Annotated in this window: 23 protein-coding genes; 9 read left to right on the top strand and 14 right to left on the bottom strand. The window is 64.2% G+C overall.

The window, feature by feature from the left end:
* Window positions 1–5: 5 nt before the first annotated feature.
* The 7 genes from PLAV_RS13050 to PLAV_RS13020 are packed head-to-tail and all read right to left on the bottom strand — an operon-like array spanning window position 6 to window position 5,967.
* Window positions 6–2,528: a PAS domain-containing protein gene (locus PLAV_RS13050; protein ID WP_012111497.1), complete on the bottom strand. Its 2,523-nt coding sequence runs from the start codon at window positions 2,526–2,528 to the stop codon at window positions 6–8.
* 60 nt (window positions 2,529–2,588) lie between these two features.
* On the bottom strand, window positions 2,589–3,668 hold the full coding sequence (flhB, locus tag PLAV_RS13045; protein ID WP_012111496.1) for a flagellar biosynthesis protein FlhB: 1,080 nt from the start codon (window positions 3,666–3,668) through the stop codon (window positions 2,589–2,591).
* Between the two features lie 15 nt (window positions 3,669–3,683).
* A complete protein-coding gene (fliR, locus tag PLAV_RS13040; RefSeq protein ID WP_012111495.1) occupies window positions 3,684–4,445 on the bottom strand; it encodes a flagellar biosynthetic protein FliR in 762 nt (253 codons plus the stop codon).
* Window positions 4,446–4,460: 15 nt separating this feature from the next.
* A complete protein-coding gene (gene fliQ, locus PLAV_RS13035; protein WP_012111494.1) occupies window positions 4,461–4,724 on the bottom strand; it encodes a flagellar biosynthesis protein FliQ in 264 nt (87 codons plus the stop codon).
* A gap of 33 nt (window positions 4,725–4,757) precedes the next feature.
* Window positions 4,758–5,081, bottom strand: a complete 324-nt coding sequence (gene fliE, locus PLAV_RS13030; protein WP_012111493.1) for a flagellar hook-basal body complex protein FliE — start codon at window positions 5,079–5,081, stop codon at window positions 4,758–4,760.
* 13 nt (window positions 5,082–5,094) lie between these two features.
* Window positions 5,095–5,505 (bottom strand): flagellar basal body rod protein FlgC, encoded by a 411-nt coding sequence (flgC, locus tag PLAV_RS13025; protein WP_041536718.1) that lies wholly within the window; start codon window positions 5,503–5,505, stop codon window positions 5,095–5,097.
* A gap of 33 nt (window positions 5,506–5,538) precedes the next feature.
* Window positions 5,539–5,967: a flagellar basal body protein gene (locus tag PLAV_RS13020; RefSeq protein WP_012111491.1), complete on the bottom strand. Its 429-nt coding sequence runs from the start codon at window positions 5,965–5,967 to the stop codon at window positions 5,539–5,541.
* A 280-nt stretch (window positions 5,968–6,247) separates the two neighbouring features.
* Here PLAV_RS13020 and PLAV_RS13015 point away from each other — a divergent pair, with 280 nt between their 5' ends.
* Entirely contained in the window at window positions 6,248–6,622 is a 375-nt protein-coding gene (locus PLAV_RS13015) for a FliO/MopB family protein (RefSeq protein ID WP_012111490.1), read from the top strand.
* Window positions 6,619–7,365, top strand: a complete 747-nt coding sequence (gene fliP / locus PLAV_RS13010) for a flagellar type III secretion system pore protein FliP (RefSeq protein WP_012111489.1) — start codon at window positions 6,619–6,621, stop codon at window positions 7,363–7,365. Before PLAV_RS13015 ends, fliP begins: the two co-directional genes overlap by 4 nt.
* Here fliP and PLAV_RS13005 read toward each other — a convergent pair.
* The 5 genes from PLAV_RS13005 to PLAV_RS12985 all read right to left on the bottom strand — a co-directional run bounded on the left by PLAV_RS13005 (window position 7,362) and on the right by PLAV_RS12985 (window position 13,821).
* The gene (locus tag PLAV_RS13005; RefSeq protein ID WP_143710221.1) at window positions 7,362–10,724 is read right to left on the bottom strand and encodes a tetratricopeptide repeat protein; all 3,363 of its coding nucleotides are present in this window, start codon (window positions 10,722–10,724) and stop codon (window positions 7,362–7,364) included. The two genes, fliP and PLAV_RS13005, sit on opposite strands and share 4 nt — an antisense overlap.
* A gap of 179 nt (window positions 10,725–10,903) precedes the next feature.
* Complete coding sequence (locus PLAV_RS13000) at window positions 10,904–11,665, bottom strand: MotE family protein (protein ID WP_012111487.1); 762 nt, start codon at window positions 11,663–11,665, stop codon at window positions 10,904–10,906.
* A gap of 24 nt (window positions 11,666–11,689) precedes the next feature.
* Entirely contained in the window at window positions 11,690–12,169 is a 480-nt protein-coding gene (locus PLAV_RS19030) for a DUF6468 domain-containing protein (protein ID WP_012111486.1), read from the bottom strand.
* The gene (gene fliM, locus PLAV_RS12990; protein ID WP_012111485.1) at window positions 12,166–13,290 is read right to left on the bottom strand and encodes a flagellar motor switch protein FliM; all 1,125 of its coding nucleotides are present in this window, start codon (window positions 13,288–13,290) and stop codon (window positions 12,166–12,168) included. Before fliM ends, PLAV_RS19030 begins: the two co-directional genes overlap by 4 nt.
* Window positions 13,291–13,317: 27 nt before the next feature.
* Complete coding sequence (locus tag PLAV_RS12985) at window positions 13,318–13,821, bottom strand: flagellar basal body-associated FliL family protein (RefSeq protein WP_012111484.1); 504 nt, start codon at window positions 13,819–13,821, stop codon at window positions 13,318–13,320.
* A 302-nt stretch (window positions 13,822–14,123) separates the two neighbouring features.
* On the opposite strand from PLAV_RS12985, the gene flgF reads away from it, so the two are divergent.
* The 4 genes from flgF to flgH are packed head-to-tail and all read left to right on the top strand — an operon-like array spanning window position 14,124 to window position 17,458.
* Window positions 14,124–14,894, top strand: a complete 771-nt coding sequence (flgF, locus tag PLAV_RS12980) for a flagellar basal-body rod protein FlgF (protein ID WP_012111483.1) — start codon at window positions 14,124–14,126, stop codon at window positions 14,892–14,894.
* Between the two features lie 29 nt (window positions 14,895–14,923).
* Window positions 14,924–15,709, top strand: coding sequence for a flagellar basal-body rod protein FlgG (flgG, locus tag PLAV_RS12975; protein ID WP_012111482.1), 786 nt, complete (start codon window positions 14,924–14,926; stop codon window positions 15,707–15,709).
* 10 nt (window positions 15,710–15,719) lie between these two features.
* A complete protein-coding gene (gene flgA, locus PLAV_RS12970) occupies window positions 15,720–16,700 on the top strand; it encodes a flagellar basal body P-ring formation chaperone FlgA (protein WP_012111481.1) in 981 nt (326 codons plus the stop codon).
* 23 nt (window positions 16,701–16,723) lie between these two features.
* Window positions 16,724–17,458, top strand: a complete 735-nt coding sequence (gene flgH / locus PLAV_RS12965; RefSeq protein WP_012111480.1) for a flagellar basal body L-ring protein FlgH — start codon at window positions 16,724–16,726, stop codon at window positions 17,456–17,458.
* A gap of 79 nt (window positions 17,459–17,537) precedes the next feature.
* Here flgH and dksA read toward each other — a convergent pair whose 3' ends face one another.
* Both dksA and PLAV_RS12955 read right to left on the bottom strand, forming a co-directional pair.
* Complete coding sequence (gene dksA / locus PLAV_RS12960; protein ID WP_041536004.1) at window positions 17,538–17,954, bottom strand: RNA polymerase-binding protein DksA; 417 nt, start codon at window positions 17,952–17,954, stop codon at window positions 17,538–17,540.
* Window positions 17,955–18,108: 154 nt separating this feature from the next.
* Window positions 18,109–18,534, bottom strand: a complete 426-nt coding sequence (locus PLAV_RS12955) for a flagellar assembly protein FliX (RefSeq protein WP_012111478.1) — start codon at window positions 18,532–18,534, stop codon at window positions 18,109–18,111.
* Between the two features lie 274 nt (window positions 18,535–18,808).
* On the opposite strand from PLAV_RS12955, the gene PLAV_RS12950 reads away from it, so the two are divergent.
* From PLAV_RS12950 to PLAV_RS12940, 3 genes are read left to right on the top strand one after another with little or no spacing between them, the layout of a single operon-like run.
* Window positions 18,809–19,945 carry a flagellar basal body P-ring protein FlgI gene (locus PLAV_RS12950; protein ID WP_012111477.1) on the top strand — a complete coding sequence of 379 codons (1,137 nt, stop codon included), beginning with the start codon at window positions 18,809–18,811 and terminating at the stop codon, window positions 19,943–19,945.
* Window positions 19,945–20,274, top strand: coding sequence for a rod-binding protein (locus PLAV_RS12945; RefSeq protein WP_012111475.1), 330 nt, complete (start codon window positions 19,945–19,947; stop codon window positions 20,272–20,274). Before PLAV_RS12950 ends, PLAV_RS12945 begins: the two co-directional genes overlap by 1 nt.
* Window positions 20,271–20,747: a hypothetical protein gene (locus tag PLAV_RS12940; RefSeq protein WP_012111474.1), complete on the top strand. Its 477-nt coding sequence runs from the start codon at window positions 20,271–20,273 to the stop codon at window positions 20,745–20,747. Before PLAV_RS12945 ends, PLAV_RS12940 begins: the two co-directional genes overlap by 4 nt.
* Window positions 20,748–20,768 lie beyond the last annotated feature (21 nt).

Below are 20,768 nucleotides of genomic sequence, written 5' to 3'. Positions count from 1 at the left end.
ATTCGCTACTTCGCGCTCATGACTTCCTTAACGGCGGCGGCCAATTGCTTGAGCGAAAAGGGTTTCGGCAGGAAATGAAACTCCTGGCTCGGGTCGAGGCTCTTGGCGAAGGCGTCCTCCGCATAGCCCGAAACGAAGATGATCGGCGTGTCGGGAAGCATGCCCTTGAGCGCCTTGGCCATGGTGGGCCCGTCCATGTTCGGCATCACGACGTCCGACACCACGAGGTCGATCCGGCCCTCATATTGTTCGACCACGGCCAGCGCCACCTCGCCGCTTTCCGCCTGCAATACGTCATAGCCCCGCGTCTGAAGCGCCCGCGCCGCGAAGGTCCGCACCGCATCCTCGTCCTCGACGAGAAGGATGGTGCCCTTGCCGGTGAGATCGGCCGGCTCCACCCGCGTCGCCGCCGCAGCCGCCTCCTCCGCCACACGGTCGGCGGCGGTCTCGACATAGCGCGGCAGATAGATGCGGAAGGTCGTGCCCTTGCCGATCGTCGAATAGGGGAAGATGAAGCCGCCGGTCTGCTTCACGATGCCATAGACCGTCGACAGGCCGAGCCCCGTGCCCTTGGAAGGATCTTTCGTCGTGTAGAAGGGCTCGAAGATCTTGCCGAGATTTTCCTTCGGGATGCCGTGCCCCGTATCGGCCACTTCGATCAGCAGATATTCGCCATGCGGCATCAGCGGGTGATCGAGCGCGCGGCTGTCCGCCTCCGACACATTGGCGGTGCGGATGGTGAGCTTGCCGCCATCCGGCATCGCGTCGCGCGCATTGACGGCGAGATTGATGATGACCTGTTCGAGCTGGTTCTGGTCGACCTTCACAAGGCCGAGATCGCGGCCATGCACGATCTTGAGTTCGACTTTCTCGGTGAGGAGCCGCGCCAGCAGGTTCTGCAGTTCCGCCACCGCGTCGGTGAGCGAAAGAACCTTCGGCCTGAGCGTCTGCCGCCGCGAGAAGGCGAGCAATTGCCGCGTCAGGTTCGCGGCGCGATTGGCGTTCTGCTTGATCTGCACGACATCCGCGAAGGAAGGATCGCCCGCCTGATGCCGCGCCAGCAGCAGGTCGCAAAAACCGATGATCGCCGTCAGCAGGTTGTTGAAGTCATGTGCGACGCCGCCCGCGAGCTGGCCCACCGCCTGCATCTTCTGCGACTGCGCGAATTGCAATTCGAGCGACTTCTGCTCCGTCGCGTCGATCAGGTAGACAACGAGGGAAGCGCCCGCCCCGGTATCGACGCGCGCGGCATAGAGCTGCCCCACCCGCTCGGCATTGCGCACGAGGCGTACATCCACCGGCGCCGCCGAAAGCCGCCCCGAAAGCGCCTGCCCGATCGTTTCCGCAACGGCCGCACGGTCTTCTTCCACCACAAGATCGGTGAGCTTCGTACCGCGCTCCACACCTTCGCCGACATAGGCAACAAATGACTTGTTGGCGTTGTCGATCCGGCAATCCGCATCGACGGTTGCAATGCCGATCGGCGCATTGTTGAAGAAGCGCGCAAAACGCATCTCGGCATCGCGCGCTGTTTCTTCGGCCTTGTCGCCCGTCGTCCGGTTCAGCACCAGCGCAAAAATGCGCCCCTGCCGTCCATTCTCCGCCCTGACGCGCGTCCGCATGATGCGAACCGGAATGATCCGGCCTTCCGCGCCCCGCAGGTCGACATCGAGCGGCGGCAATTGTCCGCTTTCCTCCGCCTCACCTTCCGCCAGCGCCGGCGCCTCGCCCTGCACAAGCTCGTCGAGCTTCATTCGCCGTTGGACGATGCTGAGAGGTTCCATGCCGAGCCAGCCGCCGAGGCGGGCATTCATGAAAATGAGGGTGCCGTCGCTGTCCGCCGCGAAAAAGCCGAACGGTGCATGTTCGACATAGGCGAGCGAACGCTTGTGTATGTTTTCCGCCGCTTCCGCCCGTTCGCGCTCCGCCGTCAGGTCGCGGAAAAGCCAGACCGCGCCACCCGCGCGCCCGCTGAGCGGCCGGACGACGACACGGTAGATGCGTGGCCCCCCGCGCGGCCCGAGCCGCACTTCTTCCTCGGCGGCAAATCCCGTTCGCGCCGCCTGCGCCAGCCGGAACACGACCTCCGCCGCATCGCCCTGCCCCGCCAACAACCGTTCGAGCGGCGCCGGCCGCCCGGCATCGAAATCGCCGGCCAGCGAGCGATAGGCCTCGTTTGCAAACAGCACCGAACCGCGCCGGTCCGTCACATAACAGGGATCTGGAAGCGCCGTCAGCGCATCGGCCGCGGCAAGCGGCGAGCGGGTCAACGCATCGGCATTGCTGCCGGAAAGCCCGTAAAGCACCACGGTGGCGATGGAGAAGAGGCCGAAAACGGTGAGCCCGCCAGGCACGCCGAACGCATGGACGCCCAGGGCATCGAGAAGCGTCGCCACGATACCGATGGCCACCCCGCCGATGACGATCCAGCGCCGCGCGGGCAGCGCCCAGCCGCTCTCGCCGGCGGCTTCGTCGCTGTCATCCAAATTATCGATCGTGTCGGCGTAATCGGCCGGTGTCTCGGCCATGAGCCGCTCCCGCTATAGTCCTGAAGCCCGCGAGCCCCGAAGCCCGCGCCCCGGCTCGAATCATCTCCGGCCGCGCCCGCCGATCTTAGCCTTAAGACGCATGACATATCCAATAACCTCGGCCACCGCCTTGTAGTGCTCCGGCTGGATTTCCTGGTCGATGTCGACGGTCGCGTGAAGGGCACGGGCAAGCGGCGGATTTTCGATGATCGGCACCTCGTGCTCCTGACCGACCTCGCGGATGCGGAACGCGACGGCATCGACACCCTTGGCGACGACGACCGGCGCGCCCATTCCCTGCTCGTATTTGAGCGCCACGGCATAATGCGTCGGGTTGGTGATGATGACGGTCGCGGTCGGCACCGCAGCCATCATGCGTTTGCGCCCGCGCTCTGCACGGATCTGGCGGAGCTTCGCCTTCACCGTGGGGTCGCCTTCCATCTGCTTGTATTCGTCCTTCACTTCCTGGATCGACATGCGCTGCTTCTTCATCCACTGCATCCGCTCGAAGAGATAGTCGAGCGCCGCAACGACAGTCATGACCGCGATCACGCCGGCAAACATCTTCAGCGCCAGCATCTGCACCAGCGGCAGAAGTTGCGCAATCTCCCAGGTCATCATCAATGCCAGCCGGTCGCGTTCCGGCCAGATGATGAGCACCGACACGGATCCGACGATGGTGAGCTTCAGGATTCCCTTGGCGAGGTTCATCAGGCTCTTCGGCCCGAACAGCCGCTGCAGCCCTTCCTTCGGCGAAATCTTCGAAAGTTTCGGTTTCATGTTTTCGGCGGTGAAGACCGGCGCATGCTGGATCAGGTGGCCGACCAGCGCGGCACCGACCAGAACGGCCAGCGGCCCGATCATCGACATGAAGGCGCTGCTGCCGACATTCAGCCAGATCCGCCGCAGATGCTCGGCATCCATCGGGATCGTTTCCGGCTGTGCGAGAAAAACGGTGAGCGAGCCCATCAGCGACGATGCCGTGGACGGCGCCATCAGCGCGATCGCCGTCGCGCCGCCGATCATCACAAACCAGGTGCTGACTTCCTGGCTTTTGACGAGGTCGCCCTTCTTGTGGGCTTCCTCTAGTTTTCGGTGGGTTGGTTCTTCTGTTTTTTCCGAATCGTCCTGGTCGGCCATCTGTCTCTCTCCGGCCTAACCGACGAACATCGAAATATACTGCTCGAAGCCCTGCAGGAACCAGGTCATCAATGCGCCGAGCAGCAACAGAAGCAGAATGAAACCGAGCGCGATGTTGGCGGGCATCGCAATGAAGAAAATCTGAATCTGCGGCATCAGCCTCGAAAGAATGCCGATGCCGAGATAGAAGATCAGGCCGAAGACGAGGAACGGCGCGGCAAGCTGAAGGCCGAGCCGGAACGAGCCCGACACCATCTTCACAGCCATCGCCAGGAAATCGCCGACCGGGATCGGCTCGCCCGGCTTGAACAGTTCATAGCTGTCGCGCATCGCCGCGATCAGCACGTGATCGAGATTGGTCGCGAAAATAAGCGTCACGCCGAGCAGCGACAGGAAGTTCGCGATCAGCACGCCCTGCTGGCCCTGCGAGGGATCGACGTTCATCGCGAAGGAAAGGCTCATCTGCGCGGCGATGATGTTGCCCGCCACATGCAGCGCACTCATGATGAGGCGCGCGGCCGTGCCGATAAACAGGCCGACGGCGATTTCCGAGCAGACGATGAAGACGAGACCGGGCACCGTTGCCGGGATCGCGCCATAGCTGCCCGCGACCAGCGGCATCATCACGAAGGAGAGCAGCAGCGCCAGCATGAGCCGCACCTGCGCCGGAATGCTCGCCTCGCCAAGCGCGGGCATCAGCATGATCATCGCGGCAAGCCGCGAGAACACCAGCATGAAGGTGAAGGCCGTTTGCGGCAGGAAATCTATGGTGATCATAACGGCCCCGCCCCGTCAGCCCGTAACGATCTTCTGGGCGACCAGGGTCATGAAGCCGGAAAGAGCCTGCGCCATGAATGGCAGGGATATCAGCATGGTAAGAAAGATCGCGACGATCTTGGGCACGAAAACGAGCGTCATTTCCTGCACCTGCGTCAGCGCCTGCAAGAGCGCAATGGCAAGACCCACCAGCAACGCTACCGCCATCATCGGCGCCGACACGATCAACTGCACGTAAATCGCCTGTCGCGCGAGATCGAGAACTTCAGGTCCGCTCATACTCTGTTCTGCCCTGCCCAGCTGCGATCTTTTTCAGATCGGCATCCTCAAGATTTCCTGATAGGCGGCGATCACCTTGTCGCGAACGGTCACGACCGTCTGCAAGGTGGTTTCCGCTTCCGCGACCGCCGTCACCACATCGACGATGTTGCCGTCGCGGGTGCCGGTCAGGGCCGCCATTTTCATTTCGCCGGATTTCGACGTTTCAACCGTCTCGTCGAGCGCCTGCTTCAGCATGTCGCCGAAGCCGCCGCCTGCTTCCTTGAGCCCGCCCGTCTGCGGCGACTGCGCGCCGCCGCCCATTCCCGCGGCGCGGGCATAGGCGTTGAGAGCTGTGGATGCCGGTATGGTGGTCATGGTCTAGCTCCCGTCACTTCCGCAGAATGTCGATTGTCTGAGAGATCATGCGGCGCGACGCCTGAATGAGATTGAGGTTGGCCTCGTAGGAACGCTGCGCCTCGCGCATGTCCATCGCCTCCACCATGCCGTTGACATTCGGCATTTTGACGTAGCCCGCCTCGTCCGCGGCCGGATGGCCCGGCATGTATTTGAGCTGAAATTCGGTCTTGTCGAGGACCGGCCGGCCGAGCGACACGGTATTGGCGCCGATCTCCCGGTTGAGCTTGTCCTCGAAGGTTACGATCTTGCGGCGATAGGGATCGCCGCCCGCCACGCGCGAGGTCGAATCCGCGTTGGCGATGTTTTCCGCGATCACGCGCATGCGGCCGCTCTGGGCCTTGAGGCCGGAAGCTGCCACCATCATCGATTTGATCAGGTCCATGGCGCTCATGTTCGATATTCCTTTCAGCGCGGCTCAGCTACGGCCGAGCGCGATCCTGATGAGGCCGAGGCTCTTCGAATAGAGCCCCGTCACGGTCTGGTAATCCATCTGCGTCTCGGCGACCTTGATCATCTGTTCTTCAAGCACGACCGAATTGCCGCTCGGCGAGGTTTCGAAATCCGCCTTCTTCACCACCTGCCCGCCCGTGGACTGCCCCGGACGGAAAAAATTGCCATGGCCGGAAACCGGGCTGCCGATATGTCCGCCCTGCGTCGCTACCGGCGTCAATGAGGGGCCGCTGCGCTTCACCAGCGCGCCGAAATCGAGTTCCTTCAGATCCTTCGCGGCATAGCCCGGCGTGTCGGAATTGGCGACGTTCTGCGCAAGCACCTGCTGGCGCGCTGTCAGCCAGTGCAGCCGCTGCTTCATCATGTCGAAGATGGGAAGATCGCCGATTGCCATTAGCCCGCGTGCCCCCGCGACCGGCTCATCGCGCTCTCATTCTGAGTGCTTGAACGTCCGGATCCGAAGCCACGCATTTCTTGGCGGCAACCCGGAGTCTTGCTCTGGAGAGTTAAGATCATGCTAACGCGGCAAAATGGTTCTAGTGCGTTCATAAATCGGTAACCAGAGAAATGCGCGGAAACGCTTGCCCTTAACCCGGCATTAAGCCTGACGCGGCAAATTCTTCCCATGACAGGGCGTGCCGGGCGGCCGCTCTTTGGTGGGGATGCAATCCAAAATGGACTTCTCGGAAATCTTCCGGTTCGTCGCCGCGCTTGCTTTTATCATCGGCCTGATCGGCCTTTGCGCGGTTCTGGCGAAGCGTTTCGGCCTTGTGCCGGGTGGCGTCACGGCGCCGGGTTCGCAGCGCCGCCTCGGCATCGTCGAGGTAAAGCAGATCGATCCGAAGCATCGTCTCGTGCTCATTCGCCGCGATGGCAAGGAACATCTTCTTCTGACGGGCGGCGACCATCCGCTTCTCGTCGAAACCGGCATCGAAGCGCCCGTGCCGGCAGAGGTTGCGCCCGCCGAGGCCGCGCCCGTTCTGCCGTTCGAGCGCCCCGCCGCCCAGTTCCAGCGCATTGTCGATTTCATCAGGGAGCGCCGCGCGTGATCCGTACCCTTTGCAAGTTCCTGCCCGCGCTCGCGCTCGTCCTGCTGAGCTTCGGCGTCGCACAGCCCGCCTTTGCGCAGGCGATCCAGGTGGATCTGTCCGACAATCTCGGCCTGACCGATCACATCGTTCAGATCGTCGCCCTGGTCACGGTGCTCAGCCTCGCACCCTCGATCCTGATCATGGTGACGTCCTTCGTCCGCATCATCGTGGTGCTCAGCCTTCTGCGCACGGCGCTCGGCATGCAACAGTCGCCGCCCAATGCCGTGCTGGTCAGCCTCGCGCTTTTCCTCACCGCCTTCGTCATGACGCCGACTTTCACGACGGCATACAATGAAGGCATCGAGCCCTTGATGAACCAGCAGATCGAGACGGCGGAAGCCTTCGAGCGGTCGAGCGTTCCTTTCAAGACCTTCATGCTCTCCCAGGTGCGCAAGCAGGACCTGCAGCTTTTCGTGGACCTCTCACAGACCGAGCAGCCCGAGGAAGCAACCGATATCGGCCTTCAGGTGATCGTTCCCGCCTTCATGATCAGCGAGCTTCGCCGCGCCTTCGAGATCGGCTTCCTCGTCTTCCTGCCCTTCATCGTCATCGACATGGTTGTCGCCTCGGTGCTGATGTCGATGGGCATGATGATGCTGCCGCCGGTGATCATCTCACTGCCGTTCAAGCTCATCTTCTTCGTGCTTGTGGATGGCTGGTCGCTGATCGCGGGAAGCCTCGTCCAGAGCTTCGGGACCTAGTTCAGCACCGTCGCGTCGTCCGTTTTCAGCGAAGCGAGAAACCGGTCGAGCGTATCGATCGATGCGATGCGGCTTGCCATCTCGCGGAAGGCGACGCCTTGCTGCACGATCGGATCCGACACGATCGCAAAGGCGCTCGCATCCGGGCTCGCCGCCATCGCCTCACCGAATTTCGTCCTCAGCCGCGAGAGACCGCCCTCCTCTCCGGCGAGCGAATAGGCAATGGCGCCACGCATCACCAGAAGCCGCATCTCATCGGACAGCGGCTCCTCCGTCTTCCATGCGTCGCCGAGAAGGGCCTCGATTGCCGGTCCGGCATCCTGCCAGCGGCCGCTGTCCCACAGCACATCGACCCGCAGCCGCACGGAGAGATCGTCCGTCTTCTCCTCCAGTAGATCGAGCGCATTGTCATATTGCTTGAGGTCCGCCAGGGCGCGCGCTTCGAGCAAACGCCGCCGCTCCGCCAGGGCCTCCGGCAGCAGGTTCTGCTTCGTCGCCCGAAGCGCCGCCAGCGCCCGGTCGGCCTTCTGGTCGAGAAGGTAGATAGCCGCAAGCCGTGCCGCGACCTGCGCCTTGGCGATGCCGCCATGCAGCCGGTTTGCCACCTGATAATCGAGCAGATGTTCGGCTTGCGGCAGGAGATCGACCGCAACCAGGCGTTCCGCCAGGTGGCGGATCATCTCGTCGCCCTTGCTTCCGATGGGCGTCAATTCCTTGAAGGCATCGAAAAAGGCGAGCGCCTGCACCGGCGGCATCTCGTTCGCCTTCTCGCTCAGGAAATAATCGGCGAAGATGTCCGACATGCGCATGTTCATCCGGTGCGCTTCGTCGCTGTCCGGATAATTCGCCGTCGCGATCTGCATGAGCTTCAGCGCATCCGCGATCTCGCCTTGCTCCAGCCGCAGCGCCGCCAGTTGCGTCAGCACATCGAGTTCCAGATCGTCGCCGCGCCACGCGAAACGCAGCGACTCGAGCTCTTTCGCATAAGCCTCGTCGTCGAGCTCGCCCGCCTTGTGAAGCAGCACCGCCTTGCCGAAACGGGCCCGCGCCGCAACCGGCGGATAGCCGTTTGCGATGGCCGCCTCATAGCGCCTGACCGCCTCTTCCTTCCCGCCTCGCGCATCCGCGATCATCGCATTCACGAGCAGGATTTCGGCTTTGGCCTGTTTTCCGGGGGGCGCTGCGGGAAACCCTTCCGCGTAATGCTGCGCGGCGGCCAGATCGCCGCCCCTCAGCGACGCCTTCGCCGCCCGCGACCGGAACAGCGTCCGCAGATCGTCGTCGAAAGCGTCTATGACCGCACCGGCCAGGCCGAACTGCGCCCGCGCCGCTTCCCAATGCCCGAGCTCCGTCCGCGCGAGCCCGCGCCAGACCGCCGCATGGGGCGCGTTCTCGAGGCCGGTGGAGGAGAGATCGTTGATCGCGTCCACATAGCGTCCGCTCATCACGCCCGCCACGCCCTTCACCGCGCGGTAAGTCGGGTCGATCCCATAGCGCGTATTCGCCTCCGCCGCCTTTTCGAGCATGGAGCGTGCTTCCGGTGCGAGCCCATAGGCCAACAGGAACCGCCCATATTCGAACCGCAGCTTGCCGAGCTCATGCGCCTGCGCCTGCACGAAACGCGAAAGATAATGCTGGCGCCGTTCCGTGAACGTCTCGCCCGGCGCCTTGCGCCATTCCTCGAAATTCATCAGCGACGTCACCGGCACCGACGCAACGGACGCGCTTTCGCTATCGCCGCTCCCGTCCCGGTGATCGTCGGCGGAGAGTGTCAGCCCCTCACGCCGCGACACGAGCACATTGTCCGGCGCCGCCGCGACATTCACATCGTCGGCCACGGGCACGATGGCGATCCCCTGCGCCGTCTGCAATGCCTGGAATTCGACATAGCTGCGCGCCGTCTGCAGCGATTGCACCGGACCGCGCGCCGTCGCAACAACGATCGTGTCGCGCACCAGCGGGTCGCCCACCGTCAGAATGCGCCGCGCGCCGGCGAAATCGAATGTCACGCTGCCCCGCCCGTCGTCCCGCCAGTCCCGCGAAGTCGCAATCGGCCGCCCCGTCGTCGTCAGCGTCTCGCCCGCCGATATCCGCCAGGACGCGCCTTCCTCGATGGCGCCCACAAGCACCCGCTCGCGGAGCGGCAGCACCAGCGCCGTTCCTCCCTCGAAACGCACTACTTCCGGCGCGCCGAAGGGACCGGACGTTTCCGCCTCGATCCCGGAAATATCCATCGGCAGCGCGGCATCGAACACCGCCCACAGCCGCCCCGCCCGCTCGAAGACCGCCGCGCCGACAGGCTCCGGCCATGCGACAATGACATCCATGCCGCTGCGCCCCGGCTGAATGCGGACGACGGCCTTTCCTTCAGGCCGCCCGCCTTGCGGCATCGCATTCGTCTTCCCCGGCGCCGCCGCCATCTCTTCCGCCGGCGGAACATCTTCCGGCGCCTCCGCCGTGGCGGCCGGCTCTTCCGCTCCCCGCGCGGTCTCAGGCCTGATGTCCCTCGGCGCGGGCGCCTTCTTCTCATCCGTCAATGCCGCGGCTGCGGCTTTCGCTTCATCCTCGATGCCGCCCTGCGCGGGCTTCAGGTCCAGCACCACGCCCATATCCTCGCGGAAGTCGGCGATACTCACGCCGGGCTTCAACGTCAGGATCACGGCGAGGCGTCCGTCATGTTCGGTCGCGCTGGCATGGCTGAGATAAGGCGGCGGATCGACACGGAGCGACGACAGGTCGACCTTTGCCGTGCGATCGAATGTGATGGTTGCGAGCCCCTGCCGCTGCACCAGCGAGTAAAGCACCGGCTGGTTCCAGTCGAAGACGAGCCGCGTCATGCCATCGCGCGCAACCACGCGCACGGCAAGGCCCGGCGGCGGCGCATCGGGCTCGACGATGCCCTGCGCCTTCGCTAGTCGCGCGGCTTCTTCCGCCTTCTGTTTCGCCTCTTCCGCAGCCGCGACACGCGCGACCACATCGGCCGGCAAGGGCGGCGCCTCGCCCGCCCAGTCCGGCGGCAACAGGTCTACGTAAACGGCGTTCTCGGCCTTTTTGACATCAAGCCGGAACTCGGTCGTAAGAGCGAACCGCAAGGTGCTTTCATTGCCATCCTGCCGCACCATTGCGAAATAGCGCGGCATGGTCCGCAGGAAGAGATCCGGATCGAGCCCGCTCGCCTTGCCGAACGCGATCACCAGAACGCCTGAACTGATGGAAGCGCGAACGCTGGGCTCCCCGCCCGGCGCGGTGAAGACCATTCGGCCGTAGCCATCCTTCTCGCTCAGCGCAACGCGCATGGCTTCCGCCCGCGCGTCGGGAACGAAGGCAGCGAGCATCAGCAGCAGGGCGGCCATTCCCATGAGAAAATGGCGCGGCCTTCCGACCCCGCTGTGTCGCGCGATATGTGGGTGGATTCGGTTCACGCCCGGTATGCCCCTGAAGCTTCTGCTGGCTCGCAACGGCTTTCTGCCGCGCATGACCCGCAGTTTATGGGGCTGTCGGTTAAGTGGGATTTAAGGCCGAACCGTATTTTCGCGGATTAGCTGGCTTTTTGCGCAGGTGCCAGCGCCGCTTCCGGTGTTGCCTGCGGCATCTCGTCCTCGGAGGCTGCGGGCGCCACGTTCAGCCGGTCGCCCACCGCAAGTTCTACCGTCAGATCCTGTGCCACAACGGGATCCATCGCCGCGAGCACGGCGGCCATCTTGCGCGGCTGCATCCGCTTGACCACGTCGAGCAGCACGCCCATGTCGAGCCGCTCGAAAATGCGCGCGGCATCCTTCGGCTTCATCGTTTCATACATCGACACGAGCCCGGCCAGCCGCTCTTCGCCCTCGGCATCCTGGCGGCTGATCTGCTGGTTGATCCGCGCCTCGATTTCCTTCAGCTCGGCGACCCGCTCCTCCACGCGCTTTTCGGCGGCGGCCAGCAGCCGCTCCCGCGTGTCGAGACCTTCGGCGCGGCTGTCGAGCTCCTTGCGGCGCTCGGCGAGGCTTTCGAGGACGGAAATTTCGGATTTGCTCAGCCGCGGCGCCGCTTCTTCCGCAGCTGCGGCTTCCGGCTGCATGCCGGCCGTTTCCGCCTCACCCTCCGCCGCTGTTCCGGCCTCGGCCTCGGCCTCGGCCTCGGCTTCCGCTTTCGGCTCTTCCGCCGGCTCCGGTTCGGGCGCATTCGCATGAGCAACCGAGATGGCCCCGAGCGATGCCGTGCTTTCACCACCCGTCGCCACTTCGGCGAGTTTCAGCACCAGCAGCAGCGAGGCGCAGAGGATGACGGTCGGCAAAAGGCGGAGACGGTCGAGCATATGCGTTAGGCCTGTTCCTGTGTCTCAGCGGCTGCGCTTCAGCGCATCCAGAAGCTGGTGGGCGGCACGCGCGGCCGTGGCCGAGTCGCGGCCGGAGGCGGGTTTGGGCACCGGCGTCGAACGCGGTCCGTTGCCGGGCTGGAAAGTGGCCGAAGGCGACGGCGCGCGCGGCAAAGCCGGGCGGTCGCCATGTCCAAGCCGTTCCGCGATGCTGTTTCCCGCTTCGATCATCAATGTCAGTTCGTCGGCAAGAATGCGCCCTGTCCGCACCCGTTCGCCCAGTTCGTCGTTCGTCGCGGCGCTTGCCTGCTTCAACCCGTCGATGGCCGTTACCGCGCGCTGCGTCGCCACGTTGAGTTCGCGAACAAGGTCGCGCAATCCGTCCTGGCCGGAGCGCATGGCGCGCAACCGCCGGTCGAGCATCGCGCAATAGGCGATCGTGGCCGCGAGAAACACGCAAACGATGATCTCGAGGAATACCCCGAGCGGCAGATCTGGCGTCATTTCCCAGCTCCTCCGGGCTTGACTGCGGGTGCATGAAGTTCAAGCGGCACCGAGGGCGCCGCCGCATCGGGCGCGGCGGCGAGAACGGCGCGCCGCGCATTCTTTATCGCCTGCTCCACGCGCACGGCGACATGATTGCCGACCCGGCCCATCTTGCCCTTGCCGAGGCGCACGCCGCCGCAGCGCAGGTCGATCGCGCCCTCCGGCCCGCTATTGAGCATCAGCGTCTGTCCGACGCGGAAATCCATCACTTCGCGCAGCGAAAGCTGTTGTTCGTCGAGCACCGCCTCCAGCGGCACTTTCGTCGCCCACAACTCCGTCGCGAGATGGCTTTCCCAGATCGTGTCCCGGCCGAATTTCTCGCCCATGAACATCTGCAACAGCAGCTCGCGGATCGGTTCGAGCGTCGCATAAGGTAGCAGCAGCTCGATGCGGCCGCCGCGGTCTTCCATGTCGACGCGCAGCTTCACGAGAATGGCGGCGTTTGCAGGCCGCGCAATGGCCGCGAAGCGCGGATTGGTTTCCATCCGGTCGAGTTCGAGCGTCACCGGCGACAGCGGCTCGAAAGCCGACTGCACGTCCTGCAGCACCACTTCGATCATGCGCTGGACGAGATTGAGTTCGATGGTCGTATAGGGCCGCCCTTCGATCCGCATGGCTGCCGTGCCGCGCCGTCCGCCGAGCAGCACGTCGACGATCGAATAGATCAGGTTCGAGTCGACCGTGAACATCCCGTAATTGTCCCACTGCTTCGCGCGGAAAACCGCAAGAATGGCGGGCAACGGAATGGAATTGAGGTAATCGCCGAAGCGAATGGACGACACATTGTCGAGCGACACTTCGACGTTGTCGGATGTGAAGTTACGCAGCGAAACCGTCATCAGGCGGACAAGCCTGTCGAACACGATTTCAAGCATCGGCAGGCGTTCATAGGAGACCAGCGCCGAATTGACGATGGCATCGATGCCATGCCGTTCCGGCGTGGAATCGCCGTCGAGCTCGAAGCCCAGCAGGCTGTCGATCTCGTCCTGGTTGAGCACGCGCTCAGGCGCCTTCGTCGCGGCCTCCGCGGCGGCGGCGAGCGCTTCCTGTCCTTGTTCCTGAAGATCGGTGGCGGTCATGTAATCTGTTCCCGCGCCTTCTGCTGCTTATTGAACGATGATTTCCTTGAAGAGCACGTCCGTCACCAGCGGCTCCTGCGTGGCGAGCGCCAGGCGGCGCATGAGCTCTTCCTTGAGGTTGAGCATGCCCTGCGATCCTTCGAGATCTTCCGGGCGCAACTCGCGCAGGAATGTCTGAAAACCGTCGAGCACGCGCGGCATCTCCGCTTCGAGACGCGCAACGGTTTCCTTGCTCGGCACTTCGAGTGCGACGCGAAGCTTCAGGTAATGTTGCGGCGGCGGCCCGCTGAGATTTACGAGAAAGTCGGGGAGATCGTAAAAGACAGGTGCGGGTGCGGCCACGACCGCATGTTCCTCTTCGGAAGTGCCGCCCAGAATGCCGGACATGTAGACGCCCACGCCCGCGCCCACCAGAAGCAGAACCGGCAGCACGACATAGAGCACCAGCACCTTGCCCGCGAGCCGGCGCTTCGCCGGCGGTGCGGAGGCGTCTTCCTCGTCTTCGGAGATGTCAGCGTCGACTGCTGCCATTTGAAATACCCCAGCTGAAACCGGCACCGGATGTCATCCGGCGCCGCAAGCGCGCGGCATATTTGCCGCTACAACCGGATGCTCGCCGACTTTGGTTAACGAAGCGTTGGCGGATGGCGCTCTCGTGTAGTTGTCTTAATAGAATATGTCTGCCTCCCCGCCCGCTTCGCCGCCGCATCCGGCAGAAACTGCCCGGTAAAGCCTTCCGCGAGCCACCCCGCAAGCCCCAGGGCACAACACAAGCCATTGATTTTATTTGATTTTCAGAGTGGCACAGCCCCTGCACATCTGCGAGCGGCGCCATGCTTGCGCCAGGAATTCAACCGGACGCCGGCTTCGACATGGAAAACGCTCTTCTCATAGGTCTTTCGCGCCAGATGGCGATGTCGCGCGAAATGGCGACCATCGCGAACAACATCGCGAACATGAACACGACCGCTTACAAGTCGGAAGCGATGCTGTTCGAGGAGTTTCTGGCGAAGGACGCTTCCGAAGACAGCCCCGACAGCACCATCCGTTTCGTCCAGGATGTCGGCCAGCACCGCAATCTCCGCGACGGCGCGCTCCAGACGACCGGCAACCCCTTCGATGTGGCAATCACCGGCGAAGGCTTTTTCCGCGTCGAAACCGGCCAGGGCGTCCTCTATACGCGCAACGGCAACTTCCAGCTCGACGCCGACGGCCAGCTCGTAACCTCGAACGGCGACCCGATCCTCACCGATGCCGGCACACCCATCACCTTCGCCCGCGACGAAATCGGCATCACCATTGCCCGTGACGGCACGATCTCCAGCGATCGCGGCCTGCGCGGCAAGCTCGCCATCGTCACCTTCGAAAACCAGCAGGAAATGAGAAAGGCCGGCAACAGCCTCCTGAGCACCGCGCAGGAAGAAGTCCCGGCTGAAAACATCAGGCTCGTGCAGGGCGCGCTCGAAGGGTCGAACGTCAATCCCATCCTCGAAATGACCAACATGATCGAGGTTACGCGCTCCTACGCAAGCGCACAGAAGCTTATCGACCAGGCGGACCAGATGCGCCGCAAAGCCATTCAGGATCTCGGAGCGGCGGCGTAAGGCCGGCCCGCAAGTAAGGAAGAAAGTCCATGCAGTCGCTCAGCATCGCCGCCACAGGCATGATGGCCCAGCAGCTCAATGTCGAGGTGATCTCGAACAACATCGCCAACATGAGCACCACCGGCTTCAAGCGCGGCCGCGCCGAATTCCAGGATCTGCTCTATCAGAACCTGCGGCGCGTCGGCGCGAACTCGTCGGATGCGGGCACCATCGTCCCCTCCGGCGTGCAGGTCGGCCTCGGCGTCAAGACGGCTGCGGTCAACCGCATCATGACCCAGGGCAACATGAACAACACGGAAAACAAGCTCGACGTCGCCATTCAGGGCCGCGGCTATTTCCGCATCGAATTGCCGAGCGGCGACGACGCCTATACCCGCGCCGGCACCTTCGACATCGGCCCCGACGGACAGCTCATCACCGCCGACGGCTATACGCTCGCCCCCGGCATCACCATTCCGCCGGAGGCGACCGACATTGCCATCAGCGCCGACGGCCAGGTGCAGGTCGCCATTCCCGGCCAGACCGCGCCGCAGATCGTCGGCCAGATGGAACTCGTCGCCTTCGCCAATGAAGGCGGCCTCGATCCTCTCGGCGGCAATCTCTTCGCGGAAACGCCTGCCAGCGGCGCGCCGACCATCGGCACACCCGGCAATGACGGTCTCGGCAGCGTGCTTCAGGGTTTCCTCGAAACCTCGAACGTGAACGCGGTCAGCGAAATCACCTCGCTCATCACCGCCCAGCGTGCATATGAGATGAATGCCAAGATCATCACCGCCTCGGACGAGATGATGTCCGTCACCTCGAACATGAAATAAGGGCTGAGAGATGTTGTCGCGTATCCTTTCCCTCGCCGCCGCCCTTCTCGCTTTCGCCTCTGTCGCGCAGGCGGCCGAACTTCGCCCCGCCATCACCGTCGCAGGGCCGGTCGTCACGCTCGGCGATCTCTTCGATGATGCGGGCAACGCCGCTTCCGTCGCTGTCGCCAATGCGCCCGCGCCCGGCCTTCGCGGCGAGATCACCGTCTCGCGCATTTCGCTTGCCGCGCGCCGCAACGGTATCGAGTGGCGCAACGATGCAGGCCTTACCCATGTCGCGGTCGCGCGCACCGGCGTTGCCGTCAGCGACGAGGACATTGCCGCTGCCGTCGCTGCCGCCGTTGAAACGCGCTCTTCGAGCCTTCCCTCCGCCGCCCGGCTTCAGGTCGACTTCACAAACGGCATGGCAGGCATCCAGGTCGCCGAGGGCGAGGAGCCGACGGTCAGCGTCGAACAGATTTCCTTCAACACGCGCAGCGGCGCTTTCACGGCCATTGTCCGCGCACCCGCGCATGACGCGCTGAGCCCGCTCCGCCGCGTCACCGGCCGCGCCTATCCCGTTCTCGACGTGCCGGTCCTCGTCCGCGACATGCAGCCGGGAGACATCGTCCGCCATCAGGATATCGACTGGGTGCGCATGCCCGCGAACCGCGTCAGCCAGAATATGATCGCCTCGATCGATCATCTCGTCGGCATGTCGCCGCGCCACCCCGCCCGCGCGGGAGAGCCGCTGCGTCTTTCCGACATGCAGCCGCCGCTCGTTGTCGAGAAAAATGCTCAGGTGGACATGACCTTCGTTTCCGGTGCGCTGACCTTGACCGCACGCGGGCGCGCGCTCCAGAGCGGCGCCGTTGGGGACATCGTCAATGTACTGAACATCCGGTCCAACCGCACCGTCCAGGGCATCGTTACCGGGCCGAACCTCATCCGCATCGACGCGCCCGGCGCCGCCCACGCGGCGAGCATTGCCGGCACAGCAAACAATTCGTAACGCCGATCGCAAAGGCAGATAAAATGTACGGTAACGCTTCCCGCCTCGTTTCGATCGTTCTCATCGCCGCCGCGCTTGCCGGCTGCAATGCCGCCGACCGCGTATCCAACATCGGCAAGGCGCCGGACTTCGCGCCCATTTCCTCGCCGGCAACCACCATCGCAATGCCGATGCCCGAGCCCGAGCAGATCGTCTACCAGCCGAACTCGCTCTGGCGCTCCGGCTCGCGCGCCTTCTTCCGCGATCAGCGCGCCGCCCGCGTCGGCGACATTCTGACCGTCCTTATCGGCATCGCCGACAGCGCCAAGGTCGACAACTCGACAAAACGCAGCCGCGCCAACGCCGAGGACGCGGAACTCGGCAACCTGTTCGGCTACGAAAATTATCTCGGCAAGGTCTTCCCTGACGGCGTCGACAACGACAACCTCGCCCGCCTGGGCAGCAGCAGCTCGAGTGCCGGCGCCGGCTCCGTCGACCGCAAGGAAAAGATCGACCTCACCGTCGCCGCCGTGGTGACGCAGGTCCTCCCCAATGGCAACCTCGTCATCGCCGGCCGCCAGCAGGTCCGTGTGAACTACGAAGTGCGCGACCTCGAGGTGACGGGCATTGTCCGGCCGGAAGACATTTCCAACACCAACACCGTCGCCCACACCCAGATCGCCGAAGCCCGCATCGCCTATGGCGGTCAGGGCCAGATCAGCGACGTTCAGCAGCCGCGCTACGGCCAGCAGCTCTTCGACATCATCATGCCGTTCTGACGGCAACCAGGCGCACCAAAAGAAAACGCGGCCTCGCAAGGGCCGCGTTTTTCATTTCACGCTTGTGAAGAAAGCGCCGTCAGTCGTCGCGGTAGACCTTCTCGCGCCGCTCATGCCGCTCCTGCGCCTCGATCGACAATGTCGCGATCGGCCGCGCATCGAGCCGCTTCAGGCTGATCGGCTCTCCCGTCTCTTCGCAATAGCCGTATGTGCCTTCGTCGATCCGGCGGATCGCGGCGTCGATCTTGGAAACGAGCTTTCGCTGCCTGTCGCGCGTCCGCAGTTCGAGCGAACGCTCCGTCTCGGAGGAGGCGCGATCCGCAATGTCGGGATGCTGAACGGAATCATCCTGAAGATGCTGCAGCGTCTCCCGGTTTTCCTTGAGGATATCCTCTTTCCATTTTTCGAGCTTGCGGCGGAAGTATTCCTTCTGCCGCTTGTTCATAAACGGTTCGTCGTCTGAAGGCATATAGCCCTTGGGCAAACGGACAGCCATCCTTGGCGATCTTTCTCGTAACACGGAACCCCAGCCGAAACGCGGCGGAGTATAGGGACGGGCTTTGCGATTCTCAACCGCTCAAAACCCGCCAAGCCGGTGAAATATCTGTGAAATCTCGAAAGCCCCGGCTGCGCCGGGCGGACGGCAGGACCTAGCCTTTAGTATAGGTCCCGAACTTCGCCAGTTCCACCCGCGCCCGCAGCTCGATCTGGTCGAGCACCTCGCGCAGCATCGGGTCGGCAACCGCCCCCATTTGCCGCTCGACAATGCTGAGAAGCCGCGAAAGCTTCGCCTTCGGCACCCCGCCCATCAGCAGCGCCAGCTTGATATCGTCCAAGATGTCTAGCATTTCCTCGCCCCGGGCCACCGCCTTGCGGCGTGGCGCGTGCAGCGCGTCGTCCGTCTCCTGCAAGGCCAGCAGCGCATCGACCGCGCCGAGCGAAACCGGGCCCGAAAGCCCTGCCGCGCCGCGGGTCGCGCCTGCGCCGGCCGGCGCGAAGCCGCTGCCGCCGCTGCGGACGGAGGCCGTGCGTCCGCCCCCCGCCTGCGATGTCGCCCTGCTATTGCCGATCTTCATCTGGGTCGCCCCCGATCCCGATCCTCGAATGCCGGAACGTTCCGGTTCCTCCAAAATGGACCTTCAGGTCTTAAAGTGGCGTTAACCCTGCGGTCAGGCGGGCAGGATTTGCCGGGTGCCACGGCCACCGCCCGGCAATCCGCGTCTCCACCGCGCCCTCCCAGCCCGCCGCCGGAAATAAAATCCAATTATTTCAATGGCTTGGGCCAGAGCCCGGCATGGCACGGCTTTCGCTTCAGGAAGCCCGTAATCGCAGCGATTAAACGGTCGTTTCATGTCCTGGCTTTCCGCCCTCCATCTCCGCACCTTCCTGACGCTGGTCCTTGCCGGCCTTCTCGCCGCCGGCAATCCGGGTGGCGCGCAGGCCAGTTCCCGCATCAAGGACATCGTCGATGTCGAGGGTATCCGCGACAACATGCTGGTCGGCTACGGCCTCGTGGTCGGCCTGAACGGCACCGGCGACACGCTCCGCAACGCCCCCTTCACGCAGCAGAGCCTCATCGGCATGCTTGAGCGCCTCGGTGTCAACACGCGCGGCACCTCGCTGAAAACCGCCAACGTCGCCGCCGTCATGGTCTCGGCCAATCTCCCCGCCTTCGCCTCGCAGGGAACCCGCATCGACGTCACGGTGAGCGCGCTGGGCGATGCCACCAATCTTCAGGGCGGCGTCCTTCTCGTCACCCCGCTCATGGGCGCCGACGGCCAGGTCTATGCCGTCGCCCAGGGCTCGCTTGCCACTGGCGGTTTCGCTGCCAAGGGCGAAGGAGCCTCCGTCACGCGCGGCGTGCCGACCAATGGCCGCATCGCCAACGGCGCCATCGTCGAGCGCGAACTCGACTTCCAGCTTTCCGACCTCCGCGCCCTTCGTCTCTCGCTCCGCAACCCGGACCTGACGACCGCGCAGCGCGTCGCTTCCGCCATCAACGCCTTTATCGGCACGCAGACCGCCACCGCCGACAACCCGACAACGGTCCAGCTCACCGTACCTCCCGCCTATCGCGGCGGCGTCGTTGCCTTGCTCACCGACATCGAGCAGCTCCGCGTCCAGCCCGATCTCACCGCCCGCGTCGTCATCGACGAAAGCTCCGGTGTCATCGTCATGGGCCAGGATGTGCGCGTCAGCATGGTCGCCATCGCTCAGGGCAACCTGACGATCTCCGTCAGTGAATCCCCGCAGGTCAGCCAGCCCTCTCCCTTCTCCACCCAGGGCGATACCGTCGTCGTGCCGCGCACCGACATCGATGTCGACGAGGAAACCGGCAAGCAGCTCGGCATTCTCGACGGCAGCATCAGCCTCAAGGAGCTTGTCGACGGCCTCAATGCGCTGGGCGTCAGCCCCCGCGACATGATCACGATCCTGCAGGCGATCAAATCCTCCGGCGCCCTTCAGGCCGAAATCCAGGTGATGTGATGGAAGCCCTCTCCGTCTTCCCCGCCTTCATCCACACGCCCGCGCAGCCTTCCGTCCATACCGGAAAGCCCGCCGCGAAGGATGAGGCGCGCGACGCCCGCATCTGGGAAACCGCGCAGGATTTCGAAGCCCAGTTTGTCTCCACGCTCTTCCAGTCGATGTATGAAGGCGTCGGCGAGGACGATCCCTTCAGCGGCGGCCCGGGCGAAACCATGTTCCGCTCCATGCTCGTCGATCAGTACGGCCGCCAGATGGCCCAATCGGGCGGCATCGGCATCGCCGACGCCGTCTACCGCGAAATGCTGCAAATGCAGGAGGTGCAGAAATGAGCGAACCCCGCCGCATCCCCGCCGAAACCCTGGCGCCCATGGATCTCGTGGACCGCGTGATCGCCCTCACGACAAGCCTTACCGGCATCGTCGCCCGCGAAACGGAGCTGCTGCGCGACCGCGCCCAGGCCGAGGTCGCCGCCCTCCAGCCCGAAAAAATCCGCATCGCCAACGACTACGCGATGGATGTGCAGGCGATCCGCGCCCGCAAGGAACTCATCGACCGCGCCCCCGCCGAGCGGGTCTCGCGCCTCAAATCGGCAATGGCCGAGCTTGATCGCGTCCTCGCCCTCAATGCCGAGGCGTTGCAGGCCGCGAAATCCGTCTCCGAAAGCCTCATTCGCATGGTCGCCGACGCCATGAGCGAGCGCGCCGCACCCTCGCTCGGCTATGGCCGCAACGCCGCCCCGGCCGCGCGCTCCGCCTCGAACCCGGCCGGCGCCGGCTCCCTCACGCTCGACTCCCGCGTCTAACCGCCGCCGTTAACCCGGTGG

The organism is Parvibaculum lavamentivorans DS-1, assembly GCF_000017565.1.
Taxonomy (GTDB): domain Bacteria; phylum Pseudomonadota; class Alphaproteobacteria; order Parvibaculales; family Parvibaculaceae; genus Parvibaculum; species Parvibaculum lavamentivorans.
The sequence above is the reverse complement of the archived record's forward strand: the minus strand, read 5'-3'. Positions and strand labels throughout refer to the sequence as shown.